The sequence below is a fragment of the Agromyces arachidis genome, assembly GCF_052805135.1.
On sequence record NZ_JBRBDK010000003.1, the window covers coordinates 289,549 to 305,685 of the forward strand.

The following is a 16,137-nucleotide window of genomic DNA, read 5'->3' on the forward strand; positions in this document are numbered from 1 at the left end:
ATCCGGCGGCCGTCAGCGGTCGCCGGCCGCGGGCCGGCTGCGGTCGTCGACCCCGCCGGCCTCCGCGTCGGCGGATGCCGCGGCCTCGGCCCCCGGCCGGATGCCGAACAGTGCTTCGAGCCCGTCGAGCCAGGCCTGCTGCTCGCCGGCTCGCGCGTACTCGCGCGATCGTGCCATCGGGGTGTGCAGCAGTACGCCGGCCATGTGCCGCAGCGCGGCCTCGGTGCGTCCGTCGTCGTCGCCGCGCACCCGGGCACGGCGGATCTCGGCGTCGAGCACGTCGAACACGTGCCGGCGGAGGGCGACGACGGCCGGGGCGAGGTCGAGCTCATCGCCGACCCGGCTGAACTTGCGGGCGGCCCGCTCGACGAGCTCGCGCGCGGCGTCGGTCGCGCCGAACTCCTCCAGCGGCGCGTGGATCTTGATCGTCTCGAGGTCGAGCAGGTCGACTCCGGCGACCTCCGCGACGTCGGGGTCGACGTTGCGCGGCAGGCCCAGGTCGATCACGAGCTGGCGGGGCGCGTCGGCCGGCGCGTCGTCCTCGGCGGCCGAGCCGACCGCGTCGGTGCCCGGCCGCAGCGCCACCGGAGCGGGGAGGGAGGCGACCGCGAGCTCGGTGCGGCCGAGTTCGATGAGCGACCGGTCGACGACGTGGTGGTCGACCGTGGTGCAGGTGACGATGAGGTCGGCACCCGCGGCGGTCATCGCGTAGTCGGCGGAGCCCACGGCCCGGATGCCGTGGTTCTCGGCGAACTTGGCGCCGCGACCGGTCGGCGAGTACACGGCGACATCCGTGACGCCGCGGTCGCGGAGCGCCGCGAGCGAGGCGCCGGCGTACCGGCCGGTGCCGACGAGCAGCACGCGCACGGCGGCCCAGTCGGTGACGCGGCTCTCGGCGAGGTCGAGCGCGAGCCGCACGAGCGATCGCCCCTCGGTGCCGATGCCGGTGCGGTTCTTCACGCGCCGCGACGTCTGCGAGGCGCGCTGGAACAGCCGCTCGAGTTCGGCGGTCGTGGTGCCCTCGCGCCGTGCGCGCTCGAGGGACCGGCGCACCTGGCCGGCGATCTCGCCCTCGCCGACGACGACCGACTCGAGGCCGGATGCCACGGCGAACAGGTGGCCGGCGACGGCGTTGCCGTGCACGAAGTCGAAGGTGGTGCGCAGCTCGTCGGGCTCGAGCTCGGCGACGTCGCCGACCGCGCGTATCGCATCGTGGACCGCCTCGACGGGGGACTCGCCCTCGGCCGTGTCGAGGTCGAGGTACGCCTCGAACCGGTTGCACGTGGCCACGACCACGGCGCCCTGCACCGCGTCATGGCCGTCGAGGATGCGCGGTGCAGCCTGTTCAGCGGTCGCCGAAAGCCGTTCGAGCATGTCGAAGCCGGCGTTCTTGTGGCTCGCGGTGAGGCAGATGAGCACCCGACGATTCTACCGGTGGTCGAAAGGTGCTCCGACCGGCCGTGCGGGATTCGCCGGCAGCCCGCGCGATCAGGCCGCGCTGGCCGGGCGGATGACCGGGATGGCCCCCGTGAGCGGCGGCAGTTCGAGGCCTTCCGCCGCGAGCGCGGCCCGGTGGAGGGCCTTCCACGATCGCACCGTGGCGAAGAACGGCGCGTCGGCGAGGGCGTACCGCCCGAACCGCGGGTCGCTCAGCATCACGGGCAGCTCGATGCTCGACCCGGCACGCCGGATCCGCACCACCGCGACGGGCACGCTCGTGCTGCCGGCCACGGTGGCGTCGGAGCGGATGTTGCGGACCTCGCGCCACGGGAACGACGCCACGCGGCGCGGCCGGCGCCCGCCGCCCCAGAACGAGATGCCGGCGTCGTCGGCGAGGATCGCGAATCGCGCCGGCAGGACGCCCCGCCCGGCTCCCGGCTGCCGCAGCTCGGCGAGGCGCGCGACGAGTTCGCGATTCCGGATGCCGCACGAGACCGAGCCGTCGTACGAGGCGGAGAGGGCGCGGGCACGCGCCCGCTCGCGGGCGGCCGCGCCGGCGCGACGCAGCGCGGCGACGAGCACGGCCAGCGCCGTCGCCGCGGTCGCGACGAGCGCGATCTGGCTGCCGGGTACGTCGGGCAGCAGCGGCACGAGCCGCTCGACCCAGGGCTCGCCGAGCACGAGCCCGGCGACGAGGAGGACGGCGGCGACCGCGACCAGGACGATCAGTCCGGTGCGATGCCGCGATGCAGAGCTGGACATGGGGACTCCGTGGGTGGCGGAGGCGCACCGCCGTCGGGACGCTGCGGCGCGTCGCCGTGCTCGGGGGTGCACGACCGTCCGACTGTAACCCGCGGGCGCGGGAACCACCAGACCTGTCGTCCACGCGGACAGCCGCGAACCGTCGCATGCGCGCCCGGCTCAGCACGCCCCCAGTCGCGATGGGGGAGGATGTTCGGCGTGATCCTCTCCCCGCAGCATCCGCTCGCTTCAGGCCTGACCCACGACTCGCGACTCGTGCGCGCCTACCGAGGCGAGCGGGGCGACACGGTGCCCGTGTGGTTCATGCGCCAGGCCGGCCGATCGCTGCCCGAGTACCGCGACCTGCGGGTCGGCACCCGCATGCTCGACGCGTGCCTCGATCCGGCGATGGCCTCCGAGATCACGCTGCAGCCCATCCGCCGCCACGGCGTCGACGCGGGCATCTTCTTCAGCGACATCGTCGTGCCGCTGAAGCTCGTCGGGGTCGACGTCGAGATCCAGCCGGGTCGCGGACCGGTGTTCGGCCGCGCGTACGGCGACGCCGCGGGCGTCGCCGAGCTCACCGCGATCGACCCGGCGCGGCTCGACGAGGCCGCCGCGCCGATCACCGAGGCCGTGCAGCGCACCGTCGCCGAGCTCGCGACCATCACCGCGCCGGGCGCCCCCACGTCGACGCCGCTCATCGGCTTCGCCGGCGCTCCCTTCACGCTCGCCGCGTACCTCGCCGAGGGCGGCCCGTCGAAGGACCACCTCGCCGCGCGGACGCTCATGCACGCCGACCCGGGTGCGTGGCGCGCGCTCATGGAGTGGACCGCCGAGCTCACCGGCCGTTTCCTGCGCACGCAGGTGCTCGCGGGCGCCTCGGCCGCGCAGCTGTTCGACTCGTGGGCGGGCGCCCTCGCCCTCGCCGACTACGAGGCGCACGTCGCGCCGGCGTCCGCGGCGGCGCTCGCGCACGTGCACGACCTCGAGTACGACGTGCCGGCGGATGCCGCGGGCGCGTCGTCGCGCCGTCGCGTCCCCGTCGTCCACTTCGGGGTGGGCACCGGCGAACTGCTCGGCGCGATGCGGTCGGTCGGCGTCGACGCGGTCGGCGTCGACTACCGCGTGCCCCTCGACGTGGCATCCGCCCGGATCGGCGCCGACGTGCCGCTGCAGGGCAACCTCGACCCGGCGCTCCTCGCGGCGCCGTGGCCGGTGCTCGAGCGGGCCGTGCGCGACGTGCTCGACCGCGGCAGGGTCGCGCCCGCGCACGTCTTCAACCTCGGCCACGGCGTGCCGCCCGAGACCGACCCGACCGTGCTGACGCGGGTCGTCGAGCTCGTGCACGAGGCCGGGCGCGGCTGACCGGCCACCGGCGCCGAGGCGCGCCCCCGGCCGAGCGACGACAATGGGAAGCGTGACCCACGAACCCAGCACGCCGCAGTCCGACCCGCGACCGGATGCCGCGCCGTCGCCCGAGCCGGAGCACCGCGCGACCGACGTGGTCGTCGTCGGCGGGGGGATCGCCGGGCTGGTCGCGGCCCTCGAGTGCGCACGGCTCGGGCTCGGCGTGACGGTGCTCGAGCGGGCCGGGCGGCCCGGCGGATGCGTCGGCCGCATCGACCTCGACGGGCTCGCGCTCGACAGCGGCGCGGAGTCCTTCGCGACCCGTAACGGCTCGGTCGCCGAGCTCGCGGAGCGGCTCGGGCTGGCCGACCGGATCGAGACGCCCGACCGGTCGGGCGCGTGGCTGGTCTGGGGCGAGGGCGCGACGAGGAAGGCCGCGCCGCTGCCGCGGACCGGGGTGCTCGGCATCCCGGCGAACCCGCTCGGCGACGACGTCCGCGCCGTCATCGGCTGGGGCGGTGCGTGGCGGGCGTGGTCCGACCGCATCCGCCCCATCCTGAAGATCGGTCGCGCCGAACGCCTCGGCCCGCTCGTCCGGGAGCGGATGGGCCGCGCCGTGCTCGACCGACTGGTCACCCCGATCTCCGCGGGCGTGTACTCGACCGACCCCGACGACCTCGACGTCGACGTCGTGGCGCCGGGGCTCAACGAGGCGATGACCCGCGCCGGATCGCTGTCGGGCGGCGTGGCGCAGCTCGTGTCCGAGCGCCGGGCGGGCAGCGCGGTGCTCGGCCTGCGCGGCGGCATGCACACGCTCGTCGACGCGCTCGTCGCCGAGCTCGCGCGCTTCGGTGCGGAGGTCCGCACGGGGGCGTCGGTGACGGCGCTCGAGGCGCGCGAGCCCCGACCCGGCGACGCCGACCGGACGCGCTCGTCGTGGCGCGCCGTCGCCGTGACCGAGGGCGACGACCCGTCCGGCATCGTCGTGGACGCCAGGTTCGCGATCGTCGCGACGCCCGCGCACGTCTCGCGCGAGCTGCTCGCCGGCGTCGCGCCCGAGGGCGCGCTCGACGAGGAATGGCCGGATGCGGCATCCGTCGAGCTCGTGACGCTGGTGCTCGATGCCCCGGCGCTGGATGCGCGCCCGCGGGGCACGGGCGTGCTCGTGGCAGCGGACGCGCCCGGGGTGGCCGCGAAGGCGCTGACCCACTCGAGCGCGAAGTGGGCCTGGCTGGCGGGTGCCGCGGCCGGACGCCACGTCGTGCGGCTCTCGTACGGCCGGGCCGGCGCCGCCGGTCCGCTCACCGGCCTCGACGACGACGCCGTCACCGGACTCGCCGTCCGCGACGCGTCCGCGCTGCTCGGGGTGCCCCTAGACCCGTCCCAGGTGCGCGCGTCCGGGCGCAGCGCCTGGCGCGACGCGCTGTCGCAGGCGGCGGTCGGCCAGCGCGACCGGGTCCGGGCGCTCGAGGCCGCGATCGACGACCGGTCCGGACTGGTCGTGACCGGATCCTGGGTCGCCGGCACCGGCCTGGCATCGGTGGTCCCGCACGCGATCGAGGCGGCCGGCCGCATCCGTCACCTCGCCGTCCGGATCGCGGACGACGCATAGCCCCAGCGGAATACGAGGCCCGGACGGGCCCCGCAACCCCCTTGCGCGCCTCGGAGCGGGGTCTACGCTGGAGTGACTGCTGTCTTCCAACCGCAGCGGGGGATGAGGTGCACATGAAGGGCAAGTTCCTCTTCGTCGTCGGCCTCGGCGTCGGCTACGTGCTCGGCACGCGCGCCGGCCGGGAGCGCTACGAGCAGATCCGCAGGGCCGCCGAAGACGTCTGGAACCAACCGAAGGTCCAAGAGGGCGTCGACACGGTCAAGGACTTCGCGATGAGCCGCGTCGGCGACGTCAGCGACGCGGTCCTCGACGGCGCCAAGAAGGTCGTCAGGCAGATCTCCGGCTCGCAGACGACCACGACCCGGTCGACCGGTTCGTCCACGGGCTCGTCGTCGTCCAAGTCGGGCTCGTCGTCCGGTTCGTCGAGCCGCAGCACGACCTCGAAGTCCGGCTCGTCGAAGTCGGGCTCGTCGAAGTCCGGCTCGGGCTCGTCGAAGTCCGGTTCCTCGTCGTCCACGTCCTCGTCCGGAGGCGGCTCGGGCTCGTCGAGTTCGTCCTGACCTGACACTGAGGGGGAACCCCGATGACCGCACCACTGAACGACGAGCGCTCGCTGTTCACGCTCGTCGGCGAACTGCCCGACCGCGTCTCCGCGCTGGTCCGTGCCGAGATCGACCAGGTCAAGGCCGAGATGAGCTACAAGGCGAAGCACTTCGGCATCGGGGCGGGTCTCGTCGTCGGCGCCGCCTTCGTCGGCATCTTCCTGCTCGGGACGCTCATCGCGACCGGCATCCTCGCCCTATCGCTCGTCATGCCCGGCTGGGCGGCGGCGCTCGTCGTCTCCGGCGTGCTGCTGCTGATCATCCTGATCCTGCTGGGCATCGCAGCGCTCAACTTCAGGCGCGGCAGCGAGCCGCTCGAATCGATCGAGAGCGTCCGGCAGGACCTCGACGCGATCACGGGAAGGGGGGCGTATGGCGGCCGGAACTGACGTCGCGACGCTCGACCGCAAGACGCAGCGCAACCTCACTCGGCTCCAGGCGCACGACAACGCACGGGCCGCACGCGACGACCTCGCCGCGACGCTGAGCGCGCTGGAGGAGAAGCTCAACGTCCCCAAGCGCGTGGCGCGCGCGTCGACCCGGGCGAAGCGCCGGGTGCGGCGGTTCGCCGACGAGCAGCCCGGGGCGGCCATCGCGGTCGCCGCGTCCGTCGCGGTGGCGGTGGGCGTGGGCGTCTGGCTCGTGGTGCGTGCGAACCTCGAACGCTGACGGCCCGTTGACGGATGGCGCGGCGCCTGCCCCTGCGGCCGGTGCCGCCGCCCCGCCGACGGCGGTCGACCGCGCGACGGCACTCCTGCGCGACGAGATCCTGAGCGGCCGGCTCGGACCGGATGCACCGCTCCGCGAGGAGTCCCTCGCGAGTCGGCTGGGCGTGTCCCGGCACACCGTCCGGGCCGCCTTCCAGCGTCTGGTCGCCGAGCGGCTGGCCGTCTCCGAGCCGTACCGCGGTGTGCGGGTGACGAGCTTCGACGAGGCGCAGCTGACGGCGCTGCAGCAGTTGCGCGCGGCCCTCGAGGTGGAGGCGGTGCGGATCGCCGTCGCGAGGTACGGCGGAGCCCTGCCCGACGAGATGCTCGCGCCCGCACGCGAGGCGATCGACGAGATGGAACGGCTCGATGCGCAGCACGGCGCCGACCTTGCCGACGCGGATGACGCGTGGTTGCGGGTCGAACGCCTGCACTCGCGGTTCCACGAGGTCCTGGTCGAGGCGTCCGGGAGCCCGCGCATCATCGAGATGCACGCCGCGATCGGCAGCGAGCTGCTGCTGTTCATCCTCCACGCGCGCTCGCACTACAGCGTGTCGGCCGTCGTGGACGAGCACCGCCGCCTGCTCGCGGAGCTCCCCGAGCGCGGCGCCGACGCCATGCGCGACCACCTCGAGCACTCCACCCGGCTGCTGCTCGGCTGAATCGGACGACGGAGGACGGAGGACCATGGACCGCGCCGGACTGCGCGCCCTGCAGGCGCCGCTCAAGGAGCGCTACCGCGAAGACCCGGATGCCGCGGTGGCGACCGTGTCGGCGCGCGGCTCCTTCGCCGACCCCGGGATCACCGCGACGATCGAGACCTGGGCCGGCCCGATCCGGACGGGTCTCCATCCGGCCACCGGCGGCGACGGCGGGGACGCGTGCTCGGCCGACTTCCTGCTCCAGGCCCTGCTCGGCTGTGCGGGGGTCACGCTGCGGTCGGTCGCGACGGCGATGGGCGTCGAGATCCGCTCGGCGGAGCTGCGCGCCGAGGCCGTGTTCGATGCCCGAGGCACGCTCGGCATCGACCGCGCCGTCCCCGTCGGGGTGATGGACGTGGTCGTCACGGCGATCGTCGACACCGACGCCGACGACGCGGCGCTCGAGCGGCTGCGCACCGGCACCGAGCGGTTCTGCGTCGTCGCCCAGTCGCTCGCCGAGACCCCCGAATTCGTCGTCGAGCGCGCCGGAGGCTGAGCCGTGGCATCCGTCGGTCGCAGGTTTTTGAGCTTTCAGCTTGCGGGGGGAGGATAGATCCATGTCTTCCCCCGCTGCCGAAGGGGCAGCCGACGCGCCCCGAACCGAATCCGACGCCGAGCAGACGTACGAGGGCTACACCCTCTTCGCGGTGCTCCGGAAGGACCCTGCACGACCCGACGACCTCGACGGCCGCGACGTCCCGCGGTTCGTGGACGAGCTCGACGGCGTGATCAACCTCGTCCAGGACGAGGGCGTCACCGTGCGCGGCATCTACGACGTCTCCGGCCTCCGCGCCGACGCCGACGTGATGCTCTGGCTCCACGGCGCGACCGCCGAGGGGCTGCAGTGGGCGCTGCGCGAGCTGCGCCGTGCCCGCCTGTTCCGCGCGATGCTGCCCACCTGGAACGCGATGGGCGTGCACCGCGACGCCGAGTTCAACAAGGCGCACGTGCCCGGTTTCCTGCGTGGGATCGAGCCCAAGTCATGGCTCACCGTCTACCCGTTCGTGCGGAGCTACGAGTGGTACCTGCTGCCCGGCGAGGAGCGCGGGCGGATGCTCGCGGAGCACGGCCGCAAGGGCGCCGCGTTCCGGGGTGTCATCGCGAACACCGTCTCGGCGTTCGCCCTCGGCGACTACGAATGGCTGCTGCCGATGGAGTCGGACGAGCTGACCGACCTCGTCGACATGATGCGCGACCTGCGCGCGACCGACGCTCGGCGCCACGTGCGCGACGAGCTGCCGTTCTACACCGGTCGGCGCATCACGACCGCCGAGCTCGTGGAGGTGCTGCAGTAATGGCCGCGACCAACCTCGGCGGTGTCGGCGCCGAATCGCCCGAGCGCGCGGAAGCGGTCGCACGCGGACGCAAGCCCGCCCCCGCGACCTCGGCGCCGTTCGCGCCGGGCGCAGTCGTCCCCGGCGCCACGCCGCCCGCGCAGCCGGGGCCCGAGCACGTGGAGGAGCCCGTCGCGTACGACGCCATCCTGCTGGCCGGCTTCGGCGGGCCCGAGGGCCAGGACGACGTGATCCCGTTCCTCCGCAACGTCACCCGCGGCCGCGGAATCCCCGATGAGCGCCTCGAGGAGGTCGCGCACCACTACCGCCACTTCGGCGGCGTGAGCCCGATCAACGAGCACAACCGCGAGCTGAAGGCCGCGCTCGAGGCCGAGCTCGCCGCGCGCGGCATCGACCTGCCGGTGATCTGGGGCAACCGCAACTGGGATCCGTACATGAACGACGCACTGCGCGAGGCGGGCGAGCGGGGCTTCACCAAGCTCATCGCCATCGCCACGAGCGCCTACTCGTCCTACTCGAGCTGCCGGCAGTACCGCGAGGACTACGCCGACGCGCTGGAGGACACCGGCCTGGCCGGTGTCGTGCAGATCGACAAGGTGCGCCAGTTCTTCGACCACCCCGGCTTCGTCGCGCCCTTCGTCGAGGGCGTGCGCGACGCGATCGCCCGGCTGGAGGCCGAGCACGAGGGGCTCGATCGCACGACGCAGGTCGAGGTGCTCTTCGCGACCCACTCGATCCCGACCGCCGACGCGGCGAAGTCGGGCCCGGCCGACCGCGGCTTCGGCGAGGGCGGCGCGTACGCCGCGCAGCACCTCGCGGTCGCCGAGGTCGTCATGCGCGAGGCGGGCGCCGCCGACGTGCCGTGGCAGCTGGTCTACCAGTCCCGCTCCGGGCCCCCGACGCAGCCGTGGCTCGAGCCCGACGTGAACGACGCCATCGCCGAGCTGCCCGGCGCTGGTCGGAAGGCCGTCGTCATCGTGCCCCTCGGGTTCGTCAGCGACCACATGGAGGTCATGTGGGACCTCGACGAGGAGGCGATGGAGACCGCCGAGGAGCACGGCCTCGCCGCGGTCCGGGTGCCCACCCCCGGTGTGCACCCCGCGTACGTCGCCGGACTCGTCGACCTCGTCCTGGAGCGGGTGAACGGCACGCCGGCCGCCGACCGCCCGCACGTGACCGACCTCGGCCCGTGGTACGACACCTGCCGGCCCGGCTGCTGCGAGAACGTGCGCCTCGGCTTCAAGCCGGCGCTCGCGGGGATCGCGCCGTGAGCGGCGGACGCAACGTCATCCGCGTCGGCACGCGCGGCAGCGCGCTCGCGCTCGCGCAGACCAACCAGATCGCCGAGCGACTGGGCCGGGCGGCCGAGGCCGACATCAAGATCGTCACCGTCACGACCCAGGGCGACACGTCGCGTGCCTCGCTGCAGCAGATCGGCGGGTCCGGCGTCTTCGCGGCGGCCCTGCGCGAGGCGCTCGTCGCCGACGAGTGCGACGTGGTGGTCCACTCCCTGAAGGACCTGCCGACGGGGGAGCACCCGGAGCTCCGGCTCGGCGCCGTCCCGAAGCGTGCGGACGCCCGCGACGCGCTCTGCGCGCGCGACGGGCTCTCCCTCGCCGAGCTCCCCGAGGGGGCGCGGATCGGCACCGGCTCGCCGCGTCGGATCGCCCAACTCGGGCGCGTGCGCCCCGACGTGGTCGCGGTCGACGTGCGCGGCAACATCGACACGCGCCTCGGGTTCGTCGAGCAGGGCGAGCTCGATGCCGTGCTGCTCGCCTCGGCCGGCCTCACGCGGCTGGGCCGGTCGGACGCCGCGACCGAGCGCTTCGAGCTCGCCGACTGGCCCACCGCGCCAGGGCAGGGCGCGCTGGCGATCGAGGTGCGACGCGAGCGCGGGCCCCGGCACGTGGAGCGGGCCCTCGAGGCGGTCGACCACGCGACGACGAAGGCGACGGTCCTCGCCGAGCGGCTCGTGCTGGCGGGCCTCGAGGCCGGGTGCGCGGCCCCCATCGGGGCGACCGCGTTCATCGAGGACGAACTTCTGTTCCTCACGGCGACGGTGTACAGTGCCGACGGGAACCGGTGGTTGACGAGTTCGCACGCCGCGACCCCCGAAAGCCGCTCGGCCGCCGACCTGGCGGACGCGGCCAGCGACGTCGCCGAGCGCGTCGTCGCTGAACTCCTCGGCAACGGCGCCGCCGACCTCGCACCTGCCCTGGAGTCGCCGTGACCGAATTCGAACCGATGACCGGCCCCCTCCACCTGCCCCCCGCGAGCGGCGCCAAGCCGCTCGCAGGATGGCGGGTGCTCGTGCCGCGCGGCGGGCCGTGGGGCGACTCCGTGGCCGCCTCGCTCCGCGCACGCGGGGCCTCGCCGGTCATCGCGCCGATGATCAACTTCGCGCCGACCGACGACCAGTCCGCCCTCGAAGCCGCGCTCGCGAAGCTCGCCGCCGGCGGGTTCGACTGGGTGACGGTCACGAGCGCGACCACGGTCGACGTGCTGTCCACGTACGGCGCGGTCATCCCGGAGTCGACGAAGGTCGCCGCGGTGGGCGAGACCACCGCGGCCGCCCTCGTTGCGGCCGGCTACCGCGCCGACATCGTCCCGAGCGAGGACAACTCCGCTCGCGGTCTCCTCGAGGAGTGGGAGGCGGCGACCGACGGGGTCGTGCCGCTCCGCGTCCTCGCCCTCCGGTCGGCCATCGCCAAGCAGGTGCTCTCCATCGGCCTCGAGCGCATCGGCCACCACGTCGAGGCCGTCGTCGCCTACCGGACCGTGGGCGTTCCCGTGACCCAGAAGGTGATCGACGACGTCCGCGCCGGCAAGGTCGACGCGATCCTGGTCACGTCGGGCAGCGTCGCCGAGCAGGTGCAGGCGCAGCTCGGCCCCATCCCGGAGCGCACGCTCGTCGCGGCCATCGGCCCCCAGACCCAGAAGGATGCCGCGGCGGCCGGCCTCCGCGTCGACGTCGTCGCCGCCGAGCGCAGCGCCGAGTCGCTGATCGCCGCGGTCGTGACCTCCGCCCTCGCCCGCGCCTGACCGCCCCGCGCCATCCGCCCCGCGGCCCGTGCGGCGCGCCGCGCCCCGCGCCATCCGCCCCGCGCCCTCCCGCCACCCCGCGCCAACCACCCTGCGCCCCGCGCGGCGCGCCGACGGGAGGTTTGCGCGCACGAGTGAGGTCTCGAGCGTGACTTCCACGCGGAAACCTCCCGTCGACGGGCGGAGGCGGGGCGGACGCGCGGCGGAGGCGGGGTGCACGACCGGTGGAGACCGACGGGCAGCCCGGCGCAGGGGGGCGGAGGGGGCGGGCGCACCGCCCACCTGCCGCTCAGCCGCACGCGCGTAGGCTTGGCGGGTGACTTCCGCACCCGTGCCCCGCGTGCGGCCCCGGCGACTCCGCGAGACGCCGGCCCTGCGCCGCCTCGTGTCCGAGACCCGCCTGGCCCCCGCCGAGCTCGTCCTGCCGATCTTCGTCCGCGAGGGCGTGACCGAGCCCATGCCGATCGCGTCGATGCCGGGGGTCGTGCAGCACTCCCTCGAGACGGTCAAGCAGGCCGTGGCGGATGCCGCGGCCGCCGGCGTCGGCGGCGTGATGCTGTTCGGCGTGCCGGAGACCCGTGACGCGACCGGGTCGTGCGGCGTGGACCCCGACGGCATCCTGAACGCGGCGACCCGCGTCGTCGCCGCGGAGGCCGGCGACGCGCTCGTCGTGCAGACCGACCTGTGCCTCGACGAGTTCACCGACCACGGGCACTGCGGCGTGCTCGACGCCGCCGGCCGCGTCGACAACGACGCCACCCTCGAGCGCTACCGCGAGATGGCACTCGCGCAGGCCGAGGCCGGCTCGCAGCTGCTCGGCCTCTCCGGGATGATGGACGGCCAGGTCGCCGCGGTGCGCGACGCCCTCGACGCCGCGGGCCGCACCGACGTCGCCCTCCTCGCCTACTCGGCGAAGTACGCCTCGGCGTTCTACGGCCCGTTCCGCGACGCGGTCGAGTCGACGCTCGAGGGCGACCGCCGCACCTACCAGCTCGACCCGGGCAACCGTCGTGAGGGGCTGCGCGAGGCGATGATCGACATCGACGAGGGCGCCGACGTCGTGATGGTCAAGCCCGCGGGCTCGTACCTCGACGTGCTGGCGGATGTCGCCGCCGCGAGCGACGTCCCCGTGTGGGCGTACCAGGTCTCGGGCGAGTACGCCATGATCGAGGCCGCCGCGATGCACGGCTGGATCGACCGCCGCCGCGCGGTGATCGAGTCGGTCCGCGGCATCCGCCGTGCCGGCGCCGACGCCGTGCTGACCTACTGGGCGACCGAGCTCGCCGGCTGGATCCGGGAGGGGATCGAATGACCACCGCGACGACCACCAACGCCGACCTGTTCGCCCGGGCGCAGGCCGCCATCCCGGGCGGCGTGAACTCGCCCGTGCGCGCGTTCCGCTCCGTCGGCGGCACGCCGCGCTTCCTCGTCTCGGCGCGCGGCCCGTACGTGACCGACGCCGAGGGTCGCGAGTACGTCGACCTCGTCGCCGGCTGGGGCCCTGCCATCTTGGGCCACGCGCACCCCGAGGTGATCGCCGCGGTGCAGGATGCCGCGGCCCGTGGCCTCTCGTTCGGCGCCTCGACGCCGGTGGAGACCGAGCTCGCCGAGCTCATCGAGCAGCGCGTGGCGCCGGTCGAGAAGCTGCGGCTCGTGTCGACCGGCACCGAGGCGACGATGAGCGCCATCCGCCTCGCCCGCGGCTTCACCGGCCGCGACCTGCTCGTGAAGTTCGCCGGTCACTACCACGGGCACTCCGACGGGCTGCTCGCCGAGGCCGGCTCGGGGCTCGCGACGTTCGCGCTGCCCGGCTCGGCCGGCGTGCCCGCCGAGATCGCCGCGCTCACGCTCGTGGTGCCCTACAACGACCTCGACGCGCTGCGCGCCGTGTTCGCCGACCACGGCGACCGCATCGCCGCCGTGATCACCGAGGCCGCCGCCGCGAACATGGGTGTCGTGCCGCCGCTGCCCGGCTTCAACCGCGCACTCGTCGAGCTCGCCCATGCGCACGGCGCGCTCGTCATCAGCGACGAGGTGCTCACGGGCTTCCGTGTCTCCAAGGCCGGCTGGTGGGGCGTCGAGGCCGAGACGGATGCCGCGTACACGCCCGACCTCGTCACCTTCGGCAAGGTCGTCGGCGGCGGCATGCCGGTCGCCGCGCTCGGCGGCCGGGCCGACGTCATGGAGCGGCTCGCGCCGCTCGGCCCCGTCTACCAGGCGGGCACGCTGTCGGGGAATCCGGTCGCGGTGACCGCGGGCGTCACGACCCTGCGCCTCGCCGACGACGCGGTCTACGCGAAACTCGACGAGGTGAGCGCGCTGCTGCAGCGCGAGGTGTCGGCCGCCCTGTCGGCCGAGGGCGTCGCCCACGGGGTCCAGGTCGCCGGAAACCTGTTCAGCTTCCTGTTCGGCGAGTCCGTCGCGGGCGGCGCGCACGACTACGCGGGCGTGCTCGCGCAGGAGTCGTGGCGCTACGCGCCCTTCTTCCACGCGATGCTCGACGCCGGCGTCTCGCTGCCGCCGAGCGTCTTCGAGGCGTGGTTCGTGACTGCCGCGCACGACGACGCCGCGGTCTCGCGGATCCTCGACGCCCTCCCGGGGGCCGCCCGCGCCGCGGCATCCGCCCCGCGCCCCTAGCGCGTCGCCTTTCTCAGGAGTTATGCGGCGGGTCGCGCCAGCGAACGGCGTGTCGTCCTGACAAACGTGCGGGTTCGGCCGCCCGGTCCTGAGAAACGTGCGGGTTCGGCGCCCGGTCCTGAGAAACGCGCGGATCCGTGGGCCGGGTCGTGAGGGACGGGCGGCGGGTGGTCGGAATCGTGCACGGAACGGATGCGGCGTTTGTGGAGCGTCGACGACGCCCCTGACGGCGGCCTCGGGCAGGATGGGACATATGGCCAACCTTCGCGTGCACAACGACCGGCTCGAGGTCCACCTCACCCCGGCCGAGAAGACGCTCGCGATGCGCTCGGCCGACGTGATCGTCCAGCGCGACGACATCCGCTCGGCCATCATCACCGACGATCCGTGGATCTGGATCCGCGGCATCCGTCGCCGGGGCTCGGAGCTTCCGCTCGTGCTCGCCGTGGGCGTCTGGAAGACCCACGGCGGCAGCGACTTCGTGCTCGTGAAGAACAAGCGGCAGGCGGTCGTCCTCGAGCTCTCCGGCGGAGAGTTCGCGCGACTCGTGCTGAGCACCAGCCGTGCGGCCGAGCTCATCGACCGGCTCAAGGTCGGCATGCCTGGCGAGCCCGACGCCGCGGACGGCGGCGAGGCGACCGCTCACCACGTGCCGAGCGACGTGTTCGCCGAGGAGGAGACGAGCGGCGACTGACCCGGCCCGGCCCGGCGGCGCCGATCAGACGAGGAAGAGCACGAAGCCGATGAGCGGCAGCGTGCCCTGGATGAGCGCGGGACGCAGGTAGCCCGGCCCCGTCGTCGTGAGGACGACCGCGGCCGCCGCCATCGAGGCCGTGGCGAACAGGACCAGGGCCCTGCCCGCCTCGGGCTGTCCGACCGCGAGCAGCGCGACCCCGACGAATGCGCCGACGGCGAGGAACAGGTTGTAGAAGCCCTGGTTGTACGCCATCGGCCGCAGCGTCTCCGCCTGCTCCTGCGTCCGCACCCCGAAGGTGCGCCACGTGCCGGGGTGCCGCCACCGGACGCTCTCGAGGACGAAGATCCAGACGTGCAGCAGCGCGGCGAGCAGCACGATGACGATGCGGGCGACCTCGAGGACCATGGTCGGATGCTACGCGGTGCGTCCGCCCCGACGCAGGCGCTCCGGCGGCGAGGGCTCGCGGGCGCCGGTGGAGCCGTGTCAGGACACGTCGCGCCGCCACGTGGTCGCGGCCCCGATGACCGTCGCGACGACGGCGATGCCGAGCAGGACGATGCCGCCCTGCCACCACTCCAGGGTCTCGACCGGGCCGCCCGTGCCCACGATCGTGTAGAGCGAGGCGCCCACGAGCGCATCGCTCGCCGCACCCGGCAGGAACCGCGCGATGTCGTTCGTGACCTCGTTGAACGACGCGGCGAGCCGGAGCACGGGCTCGACGAACTGGGTGAAGGCGATCACGATCACGATCACCGCCACCTGGTTCGGCACGAGGGCGCCGAGCCCGACGCCGATCGCGCCCCACAGCGCCATCGCGAGCACGCCGCGAGCGACGAGGAGCCACGTGTCCGACGAGTCGAGGCCGGTCTCGAGATCGAACGCCGCGAGCGCCGCCGCGCCGGCGCCGACGGAGGTGGCGAAGCCGATCAGGCCGAACAGCGCGCCCATCAGGAGCTGCGACGTGAACTTGCCGCCGAGCACCGTCGTGCGATGCGGCTCGGCGAGGAAGGTCGTGGTCAGCGTGCGATGGCGGAACTCGGTCGACACCGCGAGTGCGCCGAGCAGCACCGGGAACACGTACCCGACGGAGGTCGGGAAGCTGTACAGCAGGGGACCGAGCTCGAGCCCGGGCGGCAGCGGCGTGGCGTTGCCGGTCTGCGCCGCGAGGTCGGGGTTGCGGACGGTCCAGCCGAGGAACGCGCCGAACCCGCCGGACATCAGCGCCACGTAGGCGACGAGCACCAGCGCGAGCACCCACCACATGCGCGTGGTGAACACCTTCCGGAACTCCGAACCGATCGATCGCATCGATG

18 protein-coding genes are annotated in these 16,137 nt (G+C 74.2%); 14 read left to right on the plus strand and 4 right to left on the minus strand.

The genetic code is table 11. The annotated features are described in order from the left end of the window. Window positions 1-12 precede the first annotated feature (12 nt). Entirely contained in the window at window positions 13-1,419 is a 1,407-nt protein-coding gene (locus ACUY4T_RS06295; RefSeq protein WP_446018054.1) for a glutamyl-tRNA reductase, read from the minus strand. A 69-nt stretch (window positions 1,420-1,488) separates the two neighbouring features. Beyond that, entirely contained in the window at window positions 1,489-2,202 is a 714-nt protein-coding gene (locus tag ACUY4T_RS06300; RefSeq protein WP_446018055.1) for a hypothetical protein, read from the minus strand. A 189-nt stretch (window positions 2,203-2,391) separates the two neighbouring features. On the opposite strand from ACUY4T_RS06300, the gene hemE reads away from it, so the two are divergent. The 14 genes from hemE (at window position 2,392) to ACUY4T_RS06370 (ending at window position 14,821) form a co-directional block, all read left to right on the plus strand. Beyond that, the gene (hemE, locus tag ACUY4T_RS06305) at window positions 2,392-3,549 is read left to right on the plus strand and encodes a uroporphyrinogen decarboxylase (RefSeq protein WP_446018056.1); all 1,158 of its coding nucleotides are present in this window, start codon (window positions 2,392-2,394) and stop codon (window positions 3,547-3,549) included. A 52-nt stretch (window positions 3,550-3,601) separates the two neighbouring features. Continuing rightward, window positions 3,602-5,143: a protoporphyrinogen oxidase gene (hemG, locus tag ACUY4T_RS06310; protein WP_446018057.1), complete on the plus strand. Its 1,542-nt coding sequence runs from the start codon at window positions 3,602-3,604 to the stop codon at window positions 5,141-5,143. A gap of 113 nt (window positions 5,144-5,256) precedes the next feature. Next, the gene (locus tag ACUY4T_RS06315) at window positions 5,257-5,703 is read left to right on the plus strand and encodes a YtxH domain-containing protein (protein WP_446018058.1); all 447 of its coding nucleotides are present in this window, start codon (window positions 5,257-5,259) and stop codon (window positions 5,701-5,703) included. 23 nt (window positions 5,704-5,726) lie between these two features. Beyond that, on the plus strand, window positions 5,727-6,134 hold the full coding sequence (locus ACUY4T_RS06320) for a phage holin family protein (RefSeq protein WP_446018059.1): 408 nt from the start codon (window positions 5,727-5,729) through the stop codon (window positions 6,132-6,134). Further along, a complete protein-coding gene (locus ACUY4T_RS06325; RefSeq protein ID WP_446018060.1) occupies window positions 6,118-6,414 on the plus strand; it encodes a hypothetical protein in 297 nt (98 codons plus the stop codon). The genes ACUY4T_RS06320 and ACUY4T_RS06325 overlap by 17 nt, the downstream gene beginning before the upstream one ends. A gap of 7 nt (window positions 6,415-6,421) precedes the next feature. Then, complete coding sequence (locus ACUY4T_RS06330) at window positions 6,422-7,114, plus strand: GntR family transcriptional regulator (protein ID WP_446018061.1); 693 nt, start codon at window positions 6,422-6,424, stop codon at window positions 7,112-7,114. 25 nt (window positions 7,115-7,139) lie between these two features. Next, window positions 7,140-7,649 carry an OsmC family protein gene (locus ACUY4T_RS06335; protein WP_446018062.1) on the plus strand — a complete coding sequence of 170 codons (510 nt, stop codon included), beginning with the start codon at window positions 7,140-7,142 and terminating at the stop codon, window positions 7,647-7,649. A 61-nt stretch (window positions 7,650-7,710) separates the two neighbouring features. Then, window positions 7,711-8,448 carry a hydrogen peroxide-dependent heme synthase gene (gene hemQ / locus ACUY4T_RS06340; RefSeq protein WP_446018063.1) on the plus strand — a complete coding sequence of 246 codons (738 nt, stop codon included), beginning with the start codon at window positions 7,711-7,713 and terminating at the stop codon, window positions 8,446-8,448. Then, on the plus strand, window positions 8,448-9,719 hold the full coding sequence (locus tag ACUY4T_RS06345) for a ferrochelatase (RefSeq protein ID WP_446018064.1): 1,272 nt from the start codon (window positions 8,448-8,450) through the stop codon (window positions 9,717-9,719). Before hemQ ends, ACUY4T_RS06345 begins: the two co-directional genes overlap by 1 nt. Further along, window positions 9,716-10,678: a hydroxymethylbilane synthase gene (gene hemC, locus ACUY4T_RS06350; protein WP_446018065.1), complete on the plus strand. Its 963-nt coding sequence runs from the start codon at window positions 9,716-9,718 to the stop codon at window positions 10,676-10,678. The genes ACUY4T_RS06345 and hemC overlap by 4 nt, the downstream gene beginning before the upstream one ends. 14 nt (window positions 10,679-10,692) lie before the next feature. Further along, a complete protein-coding gene (locus ACUY4T_RS06355) occupies window positions 10,693-11,490 on the plus strand; it encodes a uroporphyrinogen-III synthase (RefSeq protein ID WP_446018139.1) in 798 nt (265 codons plus the stop codon). Window positions 11,491-11,806: 316 nt separating this feature from the next. Beyond that, a complete protein-coding gene (hemB, locus tag ACUY4T_RS06360) occupies window positions 11,807-12,802 on the plus strand; it encodes a porphobilinogen synthase (RefSeq protein ID WP_446018066.1) in 996 nt (331 codons plus the stop codon). After that, window positions 12,799-14,127 carry a glutamate-1-semialdehyde 2,1-aminomutase gene (hemL, locus tag ACUY4T_RS06365; RefSeq protein WP_446018067.1) on the plus strand — a complete coding sequence of 443 codons (1,329 nt, stop codon included), beginning with the start codon at window positions 12,799-12,801 and terminating at the stop codon, window positions 14,125-14,127. The genes hemB and hemL overlap by 4 nt, the downstream gene beginning before the upstream one ends. Window positions 14,128-14,380: 253 nt before the next feature. Further along, window positions 14,381-14,821, plus strand: coding sequence for a hypothetical protein (locus ACUY4T_RS06370; RefSeq protein WP_446018068.1), 441 nt, complete (start codon window positions 14,381-14,383; stop codon window positions 14,819-14,821). Between the two features lie 24 nt (window positions 14,822-14,845). Here the strand turns inward: ACUY4T_RS06370 and ACUY4T_RS06375 are convergent, their stop codons facing one another. After that, window positions 14,846-15,229: a DUF1304 domain-containing protein gene (locus ACUY4T_RS06375; RefSeq protein ID WP_446018069.1), complete on the minus strand. Its 384-nt coding sequence runs from the start codon at window positions 15,227-15,229 to the stop codon at window positions 14,846-14,848. A 78-nt stretch (window positions 15,230-15,307) separates the two neighbouring features. Beyond that, window positions 15,308-16,132, minus strand: a complete 825-nt coding sequence (locus ACUY4T_RS06380; protein ID WP_446018070.1) for an ABC transporter permease — start codon at window positions 16,130-16,132, stop codon at window positions 15,308-15,310. Between the last annotated feature and the right edge of the window lie 5 nt (window positions 16,133-16,137).